General features: G+C 68.4%; 13 protein-coding genes and 3 pseudogenes. 5 read left to right on the forward strand and 11 right to left on the reverse strand.

From position 1 onward, the window contains the following. Positions 1-125 precede the first annotated feature (125 nt). From ACFYO2_RS38110 to ACFYO2_RS38135, 6 genes are all read right to left on the reverse strand, one after another. Entirely contained in the window at positions 126-2,474 is a 2,349-nt protein-coding gene (locus tag ACFYO2_RS38110; protein WP_388358841.1) for an alpha-L-fucosidase, read from the reverse strand. Between the two features lie 142 nt (positions 2,475-2,616). After that, positions 2,617-2,769 (reverse strand): hypothetical protein, encoded by a 153-nt coding sequence (locus ACFYO2_RS38115; RefSeq protein ID WP_388358842.1) that lies wholly within the window; start codon positions 2,767-2,769, stop codon positions 2,617-2,619. Between the two features lie 274 nt (positions 2,770-3,043). Continuing rightward, positions 3,044-4,339 (reverse strand): MFS transporter, encoded by a 1,296-nt coding sequence (locus tag ACFYO2_RS38120; protein WP_388358845.1) that lies wholly within the window; start codon positions 4,337-4,339, stop codon positions 3,044-3,046. Then, a complete protein-coding gene (locus tag ACFYO2_RS38125; protein ID WP_388358848.1) occupies positions 4,336-5,514 on the reverse strand; it encodes a PLP-dependent cysteine synthase family protein in 1,179 nt (392 codons plus the stop codon). The genes ACFYO2_RS38120 and ACFYO2_RS38125 overlap by 4 nt, the downstream gene beginning before the upstream one ends. Before the next feature lie 137 nt (positions 5,515-5,651). Beyond that, positions 5,652-6,080 (reverse strand): hypothetical protein, encoded by a 429-nt coding sequence (locus ACFYO2_RS38130; protein ID WP_388358851.1) that lies wholly within the window; start codon positions 6,078-6,080, stop codon positions 5,652-5,654. A 232-nt stretch (positions 6,081-6,312) separates the two neighbouring features. Next, positions 6,313-6,699: a hypothetical protein gene (locus ACFYO2_RS38135; RefSeq protein ID WP_388358854.1), complete on the reverse strand. Its 387-nt coding sequence runs from the start codon at positions 6,697-6,699 to the stop codon at positions 6,313-6,315. A 344-nt stretch (positions 6,700-7,043) separates the two neighbouring features. Here ACFYO2_RS38135 and ACFYO2_RS38140 point away from each other — a divergent pair, with 344 nt between their 5' ends. Together ACFYO2_RS38140 and ACFYO2_RS38145 are read left to right on the forward strand one after the other, a co-directional pair. Continuing rightward, positions 7,044-7,595, forward strand: a complete 552-nt coding sequence (locus ACFYO2_RS38140) for a hypothetical protein (protein WP_388358856.1) — start codon at positions 7,044-7,046, stop codon at positions 7,593-7,595. A 215-nt stretch (positions 7,596-7,810) separates the two neighbouring features. Beyond that, entirely contained in the window at positions 7,811-8,281 is a 471-nt protein-coding gene (locus ACFYO2_RS38145) for a class F sortase (RefSeq protein WP_388358858.1), read from the forward strand. Between the two features lie 122 nt (positions 8,282-8,403). Here ACFYO2_RS38145 and ACFYO2_RS38150 read toward each other — a convergent pair. The 4 genes and pseudogenes from ACFYO2_RS38150 to ACFYO2_RS38165 all read right to left on the reverse strand — a co-directional run. After that, a pseudogene (locus ACFYO2_RS38150) lies at positions 8,404-8,493 on the reverse strand (RidA family protein); the annotation flags it as partial. 290 nt (positions 8,494-8,783) lie between these two features. After that, positions 8,784-9,347, reverse strand: coding sequence for a DinB family protein (locus tag ACFYO2_RS38155; RefSeq protein WP_388358860.1), 564 nt, complete (start codon positions 9,345-9,347; stop codon positions 8,784-8,786). Between the two features lie 980 nt (positions 9,348-10,327). Further along, the gene (locus ACFYO2_RS38160; protein ID WP_388358863.1) at positions 10,328-11,179 is read right to left on the reverse strand and encodes an MBL fold metallo-hydrolase; all 852 of its coding nucleotides are present in this window, start codon (positions 11,177-11,179) and stop codon (positions 10,328-10,330) included. A 253-nt stretch (positions 11,180-11,432) separates the two neighbouring features. Beyond that, positions 11,433-11,797: pseudogene (locus ACFYO2_RS38165) on the reverse strand (transposase); the annotation flags it as partial. Between the two features lie 556 nt (positions 11,798-12,353). Between ACFYO2_RS38165 and ACFYO2_RS38170 the strand changes: the two are divergent. Next, on the forward strand, positions 12,354-13,067 hold the full coding sequence (locus ACFYO2_RS38170) for a GntR family transcriptional regulator (RefSeq protein ID WP_388358866.1): 714 nt from the start codon (positions 12,354-12,356) through the stop codon (positions 13,065-13,067). 36 nt (positions 13,068-13,103) lie between these two features. Next, on the forward strand, positions 13,104-14,270 hold the full coding sequence (locus ACFYO2_RS38175; RefSeq protein ID WP_388358868.1) for an NAD(P)/FAD-dependent oxidoreductase: 1,167 nt from the start codon (positions 13,104-13,106) through the stop codon (positions 14,268-14,270). 397 nt (positions 14,271-14,667) lie between these two features. Here ACFYO2_RS38175 and ACFYO2_RS38180 read toward each other — a convergent pair whose 3' ends face one another. Continuing rightward, on the reverse strand, positions 14,668-14,952 hold the full coding sequence (locus tag ACFYO2_RS38180) for a hypothetical protein (RefSeq protein WP_388358871.1): 285 nt from the start codon (positions 14,950-14,952) through the stop codon (positions 14,668-14,670). A gap of 613 nt (positions 14,953-15,565) precedes the next feature. On the opposite strand from ACFYO2_RS38180, the pseudogene ACFYO2_RS38185 reads away from it, so the two are divergent. After that, positions 15,566-15,700: pseudogene (locus ACFYO2_RS38185) on the forward strand (integrase core domain-containing protein); the annotation flags it as partial. Positions 15,701-15,822: the final 122 nt, after the last annotated feature.

The following is a 15,822-nucleotide window of genomic DNA, read 5'->3' on the forward strand; positions in this document are numbered from 1 at the left end:
AGGCACCCGGACTGCGCCTTCCCCAAGGGCTCTTGACTGCCGGTCCCTGTCGGCGACGCGTGAATGGTTGAGCGGTCGTTCGCCCCCGCAGCGTAACCACCCGCTGTCCACGATCACGGGGAACTTCAACCCTGCCACTCCACCTTGAACACCCACACGTACTGCCCCGCCCCCCGGGCCGACTCGGGTACGTCGATCACGAGCGAGCCGTTGTTGACCGTCCAGGTCAGCGGGCGGTCGTGGCCGAGCATCGTCACCTTGTCGCCTCCGCGGATCGGCACCGGGGCCTCGACGGTGAGCTTCGCGCCCGGCCGGGCCAGCGAGTGGATGTAGAACGCCTCGTTCTGCCGGACCGTGAACCGCAGGTCCTCGCCCAGCTGTGCCATGCGGGACCAGTACGTCGTGTCGTAGATCGCCTCGCCGTTGGTGCGCAGCCAGCGGCCCGTCTCACGCAGCCGGGTCTGCATGATCTCCGGGATGGTGCCGTCGGCACGCGGCCCGATGTCGAGGAGGAAGTTGCCGTTCTTGGAGACGATGTCGACCAGGCTGTGCACGACCTCCTCGGTCGTCATGTAGGCGTCGTCGGGCGTCGCCTGGTTGTAGCCGTAGCTGAAGGGGTCGAGGCCGCGGCTGGACTCCCACTTCGCGACGACCGTGTTCTCGTACGTCGTGTATTCGGGGGTCGTGAAGTCGTGGAAGCCGATGCCCGAGCGATCGTTGACGGTCACCTCGATGGGCCGGCGGCGGTTCTTGGCGTGGTTGAAGTACTCCGCGAGCACACGGAGGCTGTCGTTGGCACCGCCGATGTCGCACCAGATGAGCTGCGGGTCGTAGCCGTGGATCAGCTCCAGCATCTGCGGGGCCTGATAGTCCCGCACAAAATCCTTGCCCGCGGTGTATCCGGTGTACGGCTCCGGCTGAAGGGTGTACGGGTTGCGCGGGGCGTGGCCCATCCACGGGGTGTCCGGGTTGAACCACTCGGGCATGGAGAAGTACAGGCCGCGGTGGAGTTCGGGCGTGTAGCGCCTGGAGGCGTCGAAGAGCTCCTTGATCAGGTCGCGCCTCGGTCCCATCTTCACGGAGTTGCGGTCGGAGACCTTCGTGTCCCACAGGGCGAAGCCCTCATGGTGTTTCGACGTCAGCACGTGGTACTGCGCGCCCGCGTCCCGGAACAGCTCCACCCACGCCCGTGGATCGAACCTCTCCGCGGTGAACTGGGGGATGAAGTCGTCGTAGGCGAAGTCTTCGCCGTACTTCTCCCGGTGGTAGGCGTAGACGGCGTTCGCCGGGTCCTGCATGTGGTTCCAGTACCACTCGGCGTACTGCTTGCCGACGGGCGACCAGGCGGGCACCGAGTAGACGCCCCAGTGGATGAAGATGCCGAACTTGGCGCCCTGGAACCAGTACGGCGCCTGATGGCCGGTGAGCGAAGCGTCGGTGGGCTGGTAGTCGGCGACACCGAGGGTCAACTTGTTTTTCCTGGAGGCGACTTGCGCGCCCCGTCCGCTGACGGTCACCGTGCCGTCCTGCGTGGTGCCGGGCGCGGTGCCGGTGCGGTTGCGGATGCCGACGCGGACGCGGGACTGCTCACCGGGGTCGAGGCGGCGGACGCGGGCGGGCTCGACGGTGCGGGCTCCGGGCACCTCCACGCCCACCGACACGTCGTCGGCCGCCAGGACGGCGACCGTGCCCGCGTTGACGACGGTGGCCTCGACGCTCTGGGCGCCCGTGGACTCCAGCAGCGAGTTCGTGGAGTGCGCGTCCCGCAGTGCCAGTGCCCGCCCCTGGGCGACCGGTTGGAGGGAGAGCGCGAAGACGTGCAGGGACGACTTGCCGGCCTCCGCCGGGTTGGTCGTCGGCAGCGTGAGCGCGATCGCCTCCCGTCGAGGATCCATCCACAACTCCGAGGTGCCGATCCCGACGCGGTGCTCGTCCTTGGTGCCGTCCGGCGCGTAGCGGTACGCGGCCGACAGTGAGCCGCCCCCCGAGTACCAGTCGGAACCGCCGAGTCCGGCGGTCGTGCTCGAACCGTCCGCATAGTGCACGGTGGCCGCACCGGAGGCGTTGCCGTAGCTGCCCGCCGTGAGGAACAGGGCCGACAGATAGCGGCCCTTGGGCAGCTCGAGGCGCTGGCCGAGCGCGACCACGTTGTTCTTGGCGCCCGCGGCGGACGACGGGAAGAGGAAGGGGACGCCGTCGACCTCGACCCGGCCGGCGGGGAGTTCCTCGCCCGGGAACGTGTAGCCCGAGCCGTCGAAGTCGCCGCCGCGTGCGGTGGCGGTGTCGATGCCGTCGTTGTCGAAGAGGGCGTCGAGCGGGACGGGTACCGGGTCGGGAACGGGAACCCACTGCCCCGCCTGCCCGGCGACCGGCTCTGCGGCCTGCGCCTGGGTACCCAGGGCGATGGGAAGAGCGGCCACGGCTGTCACACCCGTCACGGCCCCCAGAACCTGCCGTCTTGGATACGTACTCATGAGCGGCTCCCATTCATCGGATGTCTGATGGTCCGATGGACCGTTAGTTACTGTCAACGGGGCGTACAGCAAAGAAAGTTGAGCGAGTGATCGGATGACTTAGCTGCCCCGTGACGGCAACACGGTTACCGAGCGTTTCCTTTCAGGCCTTGCCACCCGTCGTGGCGATGCCCTGGACGAAGAACTTCTGGGCGACCAGGAAGAGCAGGATCACCGGGGCCACAGTGAGGCAGCTGGCTGCCATGAGGGTGCCGTAGTCGGTCTGGTACAGGCTCTGGAAGAAGCGGATTCCCACGGGCAGCGTGAACTTCGAGGAGTCCGTGAGGAAGATCAGCGGGCCGAAGAAGTTGAGCGGCGCGGACGCCCCGGGAGTAGTCGCCCTCCAGCACGAAGGCGTGCACCGAGGTATTCGCCGATCGGTCCGCCGGTGCCGCGTGCGAGTCCTAGCCACAAGGATTGCCGTCGGAAGCTTTGTTGGCTGCATGCCTCCTGTGCGCCGGCGACCTGGCACGTCCCGGCAGGGGCGGGCGCCGTGCGGCGCCCGCCCCTGGTCCCGCAACGGTTGTGGATCAGGCGACGGCCGGCTGCGGTTGGGGCGCCGGGGTCGCCAGTCGCCCGGTGCGGTGCAGAGCGTAGAGGGCGGCCGCGCAGGCGAGGCCAAGCGCGCACAGCGAGATCCACGGCAGCGCCGGCATCCCGGCCTCGCGGGCGGCGTCGAGGGCCGCGCCGGTGAGCAGGTTCCCGAGGGTGATGCCGATGCCGCAGATCGTGTTGTACAGCCCGTAGTGCGTGGCCACGAGACGGTCACCGCAGAGGCGGACGATGGTGTCCATCTCGAAGGGGTAGGCGATCATTGTGCCGACCGCCAGGAGCAGCGCGGCGAGCGTGGGCGGCACCGCGGCCAACAGCCACAGGCCTACACCGGAATCGAGGGCGGGCAGGGCGGTAGACAGCAGCAGAGGCACGAAGGCCAGGCCCATGGCCGCCAGACCTCGGGTCAGTGCCTGGCCCGGCTCGTACCGAGCTTTGCACCACGCGGTCACCCTCGTCTGGCCGAGGATGGTGCTCAGTCCGGAGACGGCGAAGAGCCCTGCGACCGCCGCTGTGCCGAACTCGCCGTCACCGCCGACCCGTCGTACCTCCAGTGGCAGCGCGAGGTAGACCTGGAAGGTGAGGACGTACGAGCCGATCATGGCGCCGGAGAACAGCAGGAACGGCCGGTTGGCGAGGATGCCGCGCCATTGGGCCAGTACGCCCTCCCGGTCGTTCTCCTTGGCCTTGCTGTCGTCGGCCCGGCGGGTGGGCAGCGCCCGGATCTGGACGATGGACAGCAGTGCGAAGATCCCGGCGGAGACCAGGCAGGTGACGCGGAAGTCGACTCCTGTCAGCACCATGCCGACGAGCGGGCCCAGCAGGATCCCGGCCTGGTAGAAGACGTTGAACAGCGCGAACGCCTCAACCCTGCGCTCCCGCGCATCCGCGGCGAGGTACGCCCGGACCGCCGGATTGAACAGCGCCCCGGCGAGCCCCGTCGCCGCGGAGGCGGCGATCAGCGCGGCCAGTGAATCGACCAGCCCCAGTGTGGCGAAGCCGAGCGTGCGCAGCACGCATCCGGCGACGATCAACGGCTTGTATCCGAACCGGTCGGCGAGCGTCCCGCCGACGAGAAACATGCCCTGCTGGCTGAAGTTGCGTACGCCGAGGACGAGTCCGACGACCCAGCCGGCCAGTCCGAGGGTGCCGGACAGGTGGGCGGCCAGGTAGGGCATCAGCATGTAGAAGCCGAGGTTGATGGTGAACTGATTGACCATCAGCAGCTGGACGCTGCGTTCGTAGGTGCGTACCTGAGCGAGGGTGCCCTTCACCGGCTCTCCTCCACAGCGTCGCGGTGACCGAGCCCGGCGCTCTCGCCGGCCCCTTCCTCCCGGTCGAGTACGTCGAGCACGTCGGTTTCCTGTGACGGCTGGGTCAGGGTGAGCGGGTCGACCACGTTGGTGCACCGGGTCCAGCGAGCGACTTCTTTCTCGTCCACGCGCCCGATCACCTCGGGCTCAGGCGCGGGCGGTGAGTCCAGCAGCCCGTGGGCGGCGCAGTAGGCGTCGTCGAAGACCGTCCCGAGGTAGCGCTGCGGTCCGTCGGGGAAAATCGTCGCGATCCGGGTGTCCGCGGGCAGAGTGCTGGCCAGCCATCCGGCGACCAGGGCGACCGCACCCACGCTCCACCCGCCGGTGGCGTAGTGCGAGGTGGCCAGTTGACGGCAGGCCCACACCGCCTCGGCCGGGGCCACCCAGTGGACCTCGGAGAAGGCGTCGTAGGCGACGTTACGGGGGTAGATGCTCGATCCCAGACCTCGCATGAGCCGCGGCCGGGCCGGCTGGCCGAAGATCGTGGAGCCGATGGTGTCGACCCCGACTACCTTCAGGTCGGGGTAGAGCTGCTTCAGCACACGGGAGATGCCGGCGGAGTGTCCGCCGGTGCCCACGCTGCACACCAGGACGTCGAGGTGGCCGAGTTCGCTTGCCAGTTCCAGGGCGAGCGGGGTGTAGGCGGTGGTGTTGTCCGGGTTGTTGTACTGGTCCGGGCACCAGGAGCCTGGGTGCTGCGCCATCAGCTGCTGAACGCGCTCGCGACGGGCCTGCTGCCAGCCGCCGGTGGGATGGGGCTCGAAGACCCCATTGACCTGGGCGCCGTAGGCGGTCAGCAGCCGGGTCATGGACATCTCCAGACCGGGGTCGGTGACCAGGGTGACCGGGTGGCCGTAGACCATTGCGGCCAGGGCGAGGCCGAGGCCAAGGGTGCCGCTGGTGGACTCGATGATCCGGGCGCCGGGGCGCAGGTCGCCGCGGGCGCGGGCCCGTTCCACCATGTGCAGGCCAGGCCGGTCCTTGATGCCGCCGGGGTTGAAGCCCTCGAGCTTCGCCCAGAAGCCGCGGTCTGCCGGTGTCAGCGGTTTGGACACCCGCAGCAGCGGGGTGTTGCCCACCAGTGCCGACAGGGCGGACCGGTCGGGCGTGGCGGCGGTGTTCGTCAGTGACTGCATCTCGTTCGCTCTCGCTCGATGAATGCGCGGTGCGTGTTTCATCTCGCGCTACGGCCACACGCGGGACGGTCGGTCCCGTCCGGGGGTGTGGAGCCGTGGCGCGGCAGCCTGTACGGGATCGGCTGCGGGCGAGAGGTCTAGATGCGCCAGCGGGAGGTGCGGGCGAGTGCGGTCCTGCCCGTATGTCTTGTGCGGAATCGGTAGGGACGGCGGTGTGTTCGCGGCCGTCCCAGCGCCACGCAGAGGCCGACGAGCGCTGCCGTTCCGGCCCCGGTAGGTGGCTGCTGAGCAACGTGGTCGGTCGTACGGACGGCTTCGTCGGCACACTCCGCGTCCCCGTGGTGGCGGTGCGGGCCGTGGGGCGCCCCGTCGCTCGCAACCGGCGCCGAGGCCACAGTGACGGCAGGTGCCGGCTGGTGCGGATCGCCGGTAGGTCCGTGTACGCCGGCGCACAGGCCGATCAGCAACAGCAGGGCGGCCCGCAACAGCAGGGCGGCCCGCAGCAGACGGGCGAGTGGGCGCGGTCGGCGCGTGTCGGCCACGGTCCGTGGGGCGTATGTGGGCATGCGGGAGCTGGTCGGCAAAGGTCCTCCGTGCGCCCGGGGTCGGCCCGGCGGCAGCCAAGGCAGAGGGAAGCGGGCAGGCATGGGTGGGGGGCAGGGGCGTCGACCAAGCAGCGCCGGGTCCCCGTCGAGGTGTGCGGGGTACTGGTGGTCGTGTCGCGCGAGTCGGCGAACCGTTCTCATCGCCCGTCAGAGGGGCGTGGCCCGGGCAGCCGGAAGGGGAGAACTGCGGCTTCTAGACCTGCTGGACCACGGACAGTCTCAGGGCCGCCGACGACGCGGCAGATTGAACCGGCTCGCCTTGGCCGCGCTTGACCGAGGCAGGCCCGACGGCAGTGGATTCGCTAACCGACGCTGCAAAGCAGGGCGGTGTCAGCACCGGTCCCTGTTGTGGCTGGCCGGATAGGCAGTACTCACCGTGATGCGCAGGGTCATGACCTCCATGCCGCTCGCCTATCGCGGCACGTTGGGACAGGACCTGTGGGTCCGTGGCGTCGAAGGCGCCCTCGGACAGCACCTGCGCGGGCGCTGCCGCGCTGGTCACCAGGTGGCCTTTGACGTTCTCGACGTGCAGTCCGTGCGTGAACACGACGCCGAACAGCAGTACGGCCATGGCCAGCATGCGCAGCAACGGACCCGCAGATGCACGGGCCCGCACCATGCGCGGGGGTGACCAAGCCGTAATCATGCCGTGATGGTAGCGGCCTGGGGACCGTCATCCGCCACTCCTGGGCATCAGCGCGGTTACGCGCCACGCACTTGACCGATTTGCTTCGGCGAGCACCCTGGAGGGCGGCAGCCGACACGAGCGGACCCGACGGACCCTGACCGCGATGTCACCGCGACATGCGGAAGTGGCAAGCAGAAACACCCGATCGGTCTATATACATCCAGATATGCCCGGGGGATTCATGGGGGTGAAGGTGTCAGCGAAAGCCCGCTGACCTCGCCACGTAAGGAGGACCAATGTCCGCGGTGACCATGAGGAAGACAGCGAGGTACACCGCCACGCTGGCAGCGGCCGGAGCGTTCGCGGCGACCGTGACGTTCGCGAGCCCCGCATACGCGGACGGAACCCCGAGCACGAGGGCGACACCGTTCACGGGCCGTACCGAGGGCGGCAGCCTCATACTCAAGGACGGCGACATCATCGCCTGCGCGGATGTCGGCCAACTGCAGGTCGTCCAGACGAACGGCGTCATCCGCGACGCCGATGGCGCCGGTACAACGTTCACGACGCCGGCGGGCACTCGAGTCGTGACGCTCCGTCAGGGAACCGTAAACGTGACCGTCGACCGGATCAGCGCCGAGGTTACGTGCGGCAAGGAACTCTTCCCCACCACCACCGCGTTCGTGCCAACCACCAGTCTCAAAGACGGGGTGAAGGCCGGCGCCGGTGGCGCGGTGTCCGGACTGAGCACCGCCGAGATGGTAGGCGGCGGAGGGCTTGCCGCGGCTGGGCTGGTCGGCGGGGCGGTTCTGCTGCGCCGCCGCGGTGCCGCCGGCGCCCGGCTCTGACGGGCCAGGGACAGGGGGCGCGATCGGACAGGCGCCCCCTGCGCGCAAGGCCACGTTCGCACGGCACCCGCGCAGGCCTCGCTGCGGCCGCCGCCGCGCTCACGGCCGGCAGCTGGACGATCTACGCGGGCACACGTACCGAGGCGCCACCCCTGCCCGATGCCGCGCAGGCCGTCGTGCGATCCATCCAGGTGCCAGCACCGTCCGTGATGCCGATGGCACCCTCACCGCCTACGGCCATCCGCATCCCGAGCATCGGCGTCGACGCACCGGTCATCGGCCTGGAGGCGGACCAGACCGGGCATCTGCAGACACCGCCGGAAGGAGACAACAACCTGGCCGGCTGGTACCAGGACGGCACACGTCCCGGAAGCACCGGGAACGCCATCATCGCCGGGCACGTCGACACCCCGCGGGGGCGGGCAGTCTTCTACGCCCTGGGCGCTCTGCACAAGGGCGACACCATCGCCGTCAGACGTGCTGACCGCAGCACGGCGCTGTTCTCCGTATACGGCGTCGAGGTCCACTCGAAGAACGCCTTCCCCAACGAGCTCGTCTACGGCGCCACACAGCAGCCGGAACTACGCGTCATCACCTGCGGCGGGAGGTACACCAAGGCGACCGGCTACCAGGCGAACGTTGTGGTCTATGCCCGCCTGGCCAAGGCCGTTCCCGCCGGGCGCTGACGGACAGTTGGAGCGCATCGGCTGAACCAAGTACACGACGACGGTTCCGCGCGCCGCGGATCGCCGCGGCGGGGCTGCCGGTGGTGGGCATCGGCCTGATGCTGCACGCCGGGCAGCCACTGCTACGGCTGTACCGCCACCGCGCCCACCTCGAACAGCATCCCCAGCAGCGCGAGGGAGGCGACCCCGCTCAGAGTCTGGGCGGGGAGGCGGTTGGAGGAGCCCAGGCATCACGCTGTCCTCACCATCGGAGACCGACCGAATCCATTGAGCCGGGCCGCGGTCTGCGCCTCCAGGCGGAATCGCTCGTCCGCTGCCTCTTCGGCACGCAGCAGTCTGACCGCCACAGGGCGCCCGAGGATCTGGTCGGAGGCTCCTGCAACTGGTAGCGGTCCGCCAGCAGACCCCGCACACCCACCTCGATCATCACTGAAGCTCGCAGCCACGAAGCGTCACGGAGTCCACGTAGGTTTCCGAAGCTCGATCGCCGGTTACCGGAAAGTCATATTCGGCGCGGTACGGCTCCGTCCTGCCAGCGGTAGAGGTCGCGCAGCAGGGACATCTCGGCGCCGTGATGGATCAGCTCCCTGTTGACGTGCAGGACGATGCCCTCCATGGGAAACCGCTCGGGACCCACCGTGGGCGGATTCTCCAGGTCAGCGTCCGAGAGCTCGCGGACCCCCGCGTTCCATCTCCCATACATCTCATCGAGCTGTTTCAGCGCCTCGTCAGCGGTCCCCGCGTAGGCGAATGTCTGGGAGTCGACGTCCTGGCCGCCGAAGTGCCATCCGACCCGATAGCCCAGGCAGGAGACGATGATGTGCGCCAGCCGCCAGGCAATCGTGGTCACCGGCGCCGGCACCGGGTCAGGGGACGCGGAGTCCATCGTCCATTCCCCCGAACCTGCCGACATCGGTGCGGCCGACGTGCCCCGTGGGCGGATGCTCCAGCAGCCACGCACCGGCTCCCAGAAGTACTCCTCATCGGCAAGACCGTGCAGCCGCGGCCGCAGGTTCTTGTGCCAGTGCCGGTCCAGCTGGTCCGCGATGCGCTCGCTTCTTGTCATTTCCGCACGCTACATACAAACGGAGACCTGGCTGCGTCCCTCGCGGACGCCGTCGCCGGCCGTGGGCCGCGAGAGCGTACCGCACCGGGAGATGACGCTGGGGGCTGATATGCCCTTCGGGCCGCGCCGCCGCGAGCGGCTGTTTGACATTAACAACCCGGCTGGCCGGGTTGGGTTCAATGACCCAAATGTGACAGCCTCGACCGATGACATAACGGATGATCAAGACCGCAGACTCCCGCCCGAGATCAGCATGAGTATCCCGAGCGAGCGCCACGCCAGAAGCCTCCGAACTGCATGTTCGAAGATGGCGAAGACTCACGATGCTCGCATGTCCCCCAGCCCTGAATCGCGGATTGTGATCATTCGGGCCGCGAGTGCCCAGTCCAGTGCGCACACCCCCTCGGACCGAACGCCTCTCGGGGAGCACGCATGGGGTAGGCAGACGACGGGGGACTCGCCTGCCTACCCCTCATTGCGCGGCCACCCACTCGAAAGGGGGGCGAGCGGGTGCCATGGGACCCCTGGTCCTGGGCCCCACCCCCTACAGCGCCCTGGAGCGCCGGGCCGTCACACCCTGAGGCACCCAACGCCACACCGCTCTCGACGCATCGGCCCCGGCGCAGGCCCGCAGCGCACACGCGGTGAAGACCAGGGCTGGACAAGAGTGCGGCGCTGTGCGGGGCCCAGGCGCGTTCCGCGTCCAAGCCCTCGTCGGGGGTCTCCAGAGCGCCGGCCGCCGACAAGCGAACGGCACGGCAGGCCGTCGTAGGCGGCAAGCTGGTAGGCGACCGTGCGACGGGCCTGCTGTTCTTCATCGATCGCACCGTCAGGGGTGAGCGGGAAGACGGCACGACCCGAGGACCCCGGAGCAGCTACAGCGGCTGCGGGGCGCCCGAGGAAAGCGTCCTGCAGCCCTACCCGAGCCAGCCGCGTCACCAAGCTGTCCGGACAGCACATCTAGAGGGCCACGGCCACAGTCACGTCCCCGACGGTCGTGGTTGTTCCGGTGGTACCGAGCTCTCGGCGACCGCCATCCACTGGTCCAGGTCGGCCTGGGTGAACTCTGCCCACGGGGGGATCTCGGGGAGCTGGCGGAGGAGGTCGTAGGCCTCGGAGATCTTGGGGCCGTGGAGAACCGGGGAATGGCAGCCAGCGATGACCTCGGCGTTCAGGCGTTGGAAGTCGTCCACGACCGTCCGGAACTTCTGGGTGTCCAGCAACGCGACCCAGGGCGAGACCAGGCGTCCGCCGAAGAATTGGCCGTCGTGGAATTCGTCCGCGGACAGCGCCGCTACGTCCGGTATCGGGGTGGGTACGTTCGTGGCGAAGGTGTCGACGGCCCACAGGACGTTGGTCTTCGGGTCGAAGAGGGCGCGGGTTGTGGGGTTGTCGTACAGCGGCGGTCGTTTGGCGACCAGGGTGCGGTCGCCCGCGTCGATCGTGTCGCCGTCGGTCATGAAGCGGCACCGGTTGACGGGGGTCTCCCACTCCTCGGCCATGCGGCCGATGGAGAACCATGTCGTCAGCAGGGTCGCGTTCGGGCATTCGGCGAGGACCGCCAGGAGGTTGCCGGCGTGGTCGCGGTCGTCGTGGGTGAGGAAGATCCACCGTACGTCCAGGGGATCCACGACGGACCAGGCTGCCTCCAGCCACTGGGCGCGCACTGCGGGCGCCCCGGTGTCCACGAGGACCGGTTCGGCTCCCCGGATCACCATCGAGTTCATCGGGAAGTGGCCGACCGGCGGGGCCTCGAGGGCCCACGGGATGACGAAAGTCTCCTCGGCGATCTTGTACGGCTGCAGAAGGTTGAACGTCTCCATGGTTGTCATCGCTGCTCTCCCTAGGGACGGAGTCGCGCAGCATCCATGAATCCAGTGCAGCCCCGTGGCGGGCCATCGTCAAACGCAGAACGTTCATGAGTCCTCGTTGGTGTGCTGACGGGGACTCTGTGTTTGCGAGGTGCGGTCTCTCCATGCTGGGGCAGGTTGACGGCCCGGTCGTCGCGTCGGGTGGGCGCCGGGTTCCACTTTCCCGGTGGGGTGGTGCGGGTTGGGGCGGTCGGTGGGGCGGGTCAGCCGGGCTCGGCAAGGCGTTGAGCCGGTCGATTGCCCGGGTGATCTCGTCGGTCCAGGGCCATCGGGTCGTGAAGCGGAGCCGGTGGCGACGGCTGATGGTGACGAGCTGGGCAGCGGCGGAGAACAGCCGCAGGCGGAGCTTCTTGGGCTCCCAGCGGCGGGTCTTGCCGGTCAGGGCGAGCATCGGCATCCAGGCGAGGAGGTCGAGTGCGAGGGAGACGATCTCCAGTCAGCCTCGGATGCGGTCCTCGCAGCGGGCCCGCCTGCGGTGACGTAGTTCGAGATCGGCGAGCTGGCCACCCTTCGTGTTGGTCGCGAAGCAAGTCAGCCGCAGCCCGTCGACTCGGTGAAGCGCAACTGGGCACCGGGGTGGTTGAGTCGGCCGCAGCGCGGTGCCGGTGTCGCCACCGGTCCGTTTCTGCGGGCCGCTCGCCGAACCCGGCGTGCGCGTTTCCACGCACCGGGCTCTCCACGGTCTGTGCCGTCAGGCGTGGTTGGCCAGGGTCCAGGGATTTGGGATCTTGTTGCCGCGGTACCGGCACTATTGACCGGTCAATTGCCTAATTGTACGGTCTAGAGGGCAGATCAGGCGGGAGACCGACATGACGAATCAGGCAAGGGTCCGGCCCTCTGGCGCTCGACTGCCGGATCTCCACCGTGGGAACGGCGCCGGCCGGTACGGGGCCCAGCGTGTCTTCAGCGAATCGGTGGAAGGCGGGGCCGATCGCCCATCATCGGCGGTCCGGAAGGCTTCAGGCGCAGCCGCGCCCGTACCGTCGTCGGCTCGGCTCCGTGGTCACCGTCGAACCTGCCCGGCAACCGCGCGGGACAGGTCGGGAACCGCACCCCGCCCATGGGGCTCGGACGCTGAAGACTGGGCTGGTCAGCTCACTCCGACCAGTCAATCCAGTAAATGTACGGTCTAACCATGACCGTGCCACTCTATGTACAGATCAGGCGAGAGTTCGAGGCGAAGATCCTTTCCGGGGCCCTTTCGCCTGGCTCGCGTCTGCCAAGCGAGATGGATATCTCCGCCGAGTACGGCGTCAGTCGTGCCACGGCCCAACGCGTCCTCAACGACCTGGCCGAGGCGGGGCTCGCCATCCGCCAGCGGCGCCACGGATCGTTCGTGGCGGACGTGACGCGGCAGATCAATCTGCTCAACTTCGTCACCCCTGCGGCAGCCACAAAGGGCGCGCCGGGCAGACACGAAGTCGTTTCCGCGCGGATCGTCAGGGCCACCGACGCCATCCTGCCCCTCCCTGGCGCTTCCGCCGACACGGCCGTAGTGGAACTGGTCCGCCGCAAACTGAACGTACGCGAGGAGCCGCAGTCGATCGAGCGGCACGTCGTCCTCTTCGCGGCCGCCCCCGACCTGCTGAACGAGAACCTCGAAGACCTCGTCACCCTCCCGTATCTGCAGCGCAAAGGAGTACCGATCGACTCGATGCGGCTCTACCTCGACCCGGTGGCCCTCGACGAGCACGACGCCGCATTGCTGCACAGTGAGACCGGAACGCCCGCGCTGATGAGGCGCAGGGAGTTGCGTGCCGATGACGGCAGCACCGTCGAGGTGGTAACTACCCTCGTCCGTCCGGGAACCGCCGAGTTCTTCCTGGAGCTTCCCGTCCCCGCCAAGTGAGCAGCGTGCCGCTGCCAGAAAGGATGCGCACACACAATGAAGGTCATCATCGTCGGTGCCGGCGTGCTGGGCGTGAGCGTCGCAAGGCAGCTTGCCGTCGCCGGCGAGGACGTTCTCCTGCTCGATCAGCGGGGAGCCGGCACCGGCACGACCGCGACCACCTTCGCCTGGACCAACTCCAGCCGGAAGCCCGACCCGGACTACCACCGGCTGAACCTCGCAGGGATGGAGGAGCACGCCAGGCTCGCCGGGCAACTGCGCGGCGCACCGTCGTACTTCCCCAGCGGAGCGCTGCAGTGGGCGGACGCCGCAAACGAGCAGCGGCTCGCCGACAACGTGGAACGACTGCAGGCACTCGGCTACCCCGCACGCTGGGTCACCCCCAACGAAGCGGCGCGGACCGCAGGCGGCCTCCGCATCCCGGCGACCGTCACGTCCATCGCACACTTCCCCAGCGAGGGATACGTTCTGCCGGACCGTTTCGTGAACAACCTGCTGGCGGACGCCGAGCAGCACGGAGCCACGTTCTCGATCGGCGAGGTCGTAGCCATCAACGATGGGCCTGACCGAGTATCCGTCTCCCTGGCCGGAGGCGAGGTCTGCACGGGCGATCGAGTCGTCCTGGCGGCAGGCCGCTGGACAGAACGGCTCGCCGCACGGGCCGGGATCGACGTTCCCATGGTGACGGATGCCGGTCGCGGAGCGCAGACCGTCGGCCTGCTCGGGTACGCCAGGTCACCACAACTCGACCTGCGCTGCGTGATCCACAGCCCCGGCCTCAACCTCCGCCCCGAGGCTGGCGGGCATACCGTCCTGCAGGCTCTCGATCTGAACGCTCACGTCGATCCGGCAGACCCGCCGTCCGCGGACGGGGACATCGCAAGCACTCTCACCCGACGGTTCTCCGCACTGCTGCCCGACCCGGGCCGGGCACCGGAAATCGACCTGCGCATCGGCTTCCGGTCACTGCCCGCGGACGGCCACACCGTCGCCGGCTATGCCTCCCCGCAGTCCCGCGTCTACTGCCTCGTCTCGCACAGCGGGGTCACCCTGGCGCCGATTCTGGGACGTCTGGTCGCGGCCGAGATCACAACCGATCAGGAGCAGGACCTCCTTGGGGCCTTCCGGCCCACACGATTCACCGGCGTACGGCGCTCGGACATTGAGGTGGATCAACGCGCCACCAGTCTGGGCGAGCAGTAGCCGACAGCTCTAGGGCCGCAAGCGGTGGACCATGCGCTGGAAGGCACCCCTGAACGTGTTCCAGATCGCCTTCGAGGACCGCCTGAGCCCGAGCACAACTGACCACTCAACAACCAAGATCAGCCGCTAAATTGACACACCCATCAGCCGCGGCCGAGGATGCGCTTCCAGAGACTCCCGGCAGGTGCGGAGTCCTTGGCGCAGGTGCAGCGTTGGGACGGCGGGATTCCGGCGAGCACTTGCTCGACGTGCATTCCGCAGCCGCGGTAGGTGGCCTTCTGGCACTTTCGGCATAGGGTCTTCTGACACATGGTTCTCGCTCCTTGTGTTGTCGGGGTGGGCTTACGGGTCGGCGGTGTCGTGCGCCGACATGTGAGGGCCGGGGATGCCCGGCTCGCTACTCGTGGCTGAAGGGGATGTCGGGCAGGACTCGCTTGAGCCAGGCAGGGGTGTGCCAGGCTGCGCGGCCGGTGAGCCGGAGCAGTACGGGCAGCAGGATCAGGCGGACGAGGGCGGCGTCGAGCAGGACGGCGACGACAGGACGATGCGCATCTCCTTGGGCGGCAGGGAGTCGGAGAGGGGAGTCCCTCCACATGACCGAGGAACCGGTCGCGTTGACCGTGATTCCATGGCCTGACAGGGCGGCGAGCGACTTCTTCAGGTCGTCGGCGGCACGCACCATGTCGCTGGAATCGGCGTCGGCCCCGCCAGGAGGACCGCCGTCTTCCCGTCGCGGCTGATGGTCGCGCCCGGCTGAGGTGCGACGACATCGGAGATCCGCGGGTCAGCCTTCAGCAGGTCCGTCGCCTTCGCGATCGTCTTCTGTACCGCCGGATCCGAGAGCTGCTGGTCCGTGGTCTTGTCCGTGGTGACGACCGCCTGCAGCGCCGACGACGCGTTGCCCCCGAAGTGCCGCTGGGCCAGTTTCGCGCACCCGCACCGACTGCGACCCGTTGGCCTGCCAGCCGGCACCCGCTAGTGCGGAGGTCACCTGGGGCGCGAACGCGCCGAGGCCCGCGATCACGGCCGGCCACAGCTCCAGCACAAGTCGCAGACGGGTCGTGGCCCAGACCCCCCAACCTCCCCAGTGCTCCGGGGAGTTGATGGGGGGTGGAGGTATCCGTCTCCGTCAGTGCCGGTTGGGCAGTCGCCATGCTCATCTCCTGCTCAAATACCCCTGGGGGTATTCTCGAATCCAACCTGCAGTATACCCATCGGGGTATACAAACGGGTGTGATGCGTATCGAGGAGGCCGGCGGCGCGCTGCCTACGGTCGGTGGGATGGAGCCGCGTTGCGCTGGACCAGGCCCTGGCGTCCGCAGACCAACGGCAAAGTCGAACGCTTCCACCGAACTCTGCTCGACGAGTGGGCCTACCACCAGCCCTACACCTCAGACGCCGAACGCCAGGCTGCGTTTCCCGACTGGCTGGACTTGGCTTCGTTGATCTCTAGGAACTGAACCGCCCCGGGTTCGGTAGAGATCTCAGATTGTGGTTGTGACCTGGGGTTTCGTGGATTGCATGTAGTGGTTGGTCTCGTATTCGACGGGCG

This window comes from Streptomyces sp. NPDC006602 (assembly GCF_042870385.1).
Classification (GTDB): domain Bacteria; phylum Actinomycetota; class Actinomycetes; order Streptomycetales; family Streptomycetaceae; genus Streptomyces.

Excerpts from the sequence above, each read along its gene's own strand:
- ACFYO2_RS38155 (WP_388358860.1), bottom strand. The coding sequence starts at position 9,347 with ATGACAAGAAGCGAGCGCATCGCGGACCAGCTGGACCGGCACTGGCAC.
- ACFYO2_RS38125 (WP_388358848.1), bottom strand. The coding sequence starts at position 5,514 with ATGCAGTCACTGACGAACACCGCCGCCACGCCCGACCGGTCCGCCCTG.
- ACFYO2_RS38140 (WP_388358856.1), top strand. The coding sequence starts at position 7,044 with ATGTCCGCGGTGACCATGAGGAAGACAGCGAGGTACACCGCCACGCTG.
- ACFYO2_RS38135 (WP_388358854.1), bottom strand. The coding sequence starts at position 6,699 with ATGCTGGCCATGGCCGTACTGCTGTTCGGCGTCGTGTTCACGCACGGA.
- ACFYO2_RS38180 (WP_388358871.1), bottom strand. The coding sequence starts at position 14,952 with ATGGTGCGTGCCGCCGACGACCTGAAGAAGTCGCTCGCCGCCCTGTCA.
- ACFYO2_RS38145 (WP_388358858.1), top strand. The coding sequence starts at position 7,811 with ATGGCACCCTCACCGCCTACGGCCATCCGCATCCCGAGCATCGGCGTC.
- ACFYO2_RS38130 (WP_388358851.1), bottom strand. The coding sequence starts at position 6,080 with ATGCCCACATACGCCCCACGGACCGTGGCCGACACGCGCCGACCGCGC.
- ACFYO2_RS38110 (WP_388358841.1), bottom strand. The coding sequence starts at position 2,474 with ATGAGTACGTATCCAAGACGGCAGGTTCTGGGGGCCGTGACGGGTGTG.
- ACFYO2_RS38170 (WP_388358866.1), top strand. The coding sequence starts at position 12,354 with ATGACCGTGCCACTCTATGTACAGATCAGGCGAGAGTTCGAGGCGAAG.
- ACFYO2_RS38160 (WP_388358863.1), bottom strand. The coding sequence starts at position 11,179 with ATGACAACCATGGAGACGTTCAACCTTCTGCAGCCGTACAAGATCGCC.
- ACFYO2_RS38175 (WP_388358868.1), top strand. The coding sequence starts at position 13,104 with ATGAAGGTCATCATCGTCGGTGCCGGCGTGCTGGGCGTGAGCGTCGCA.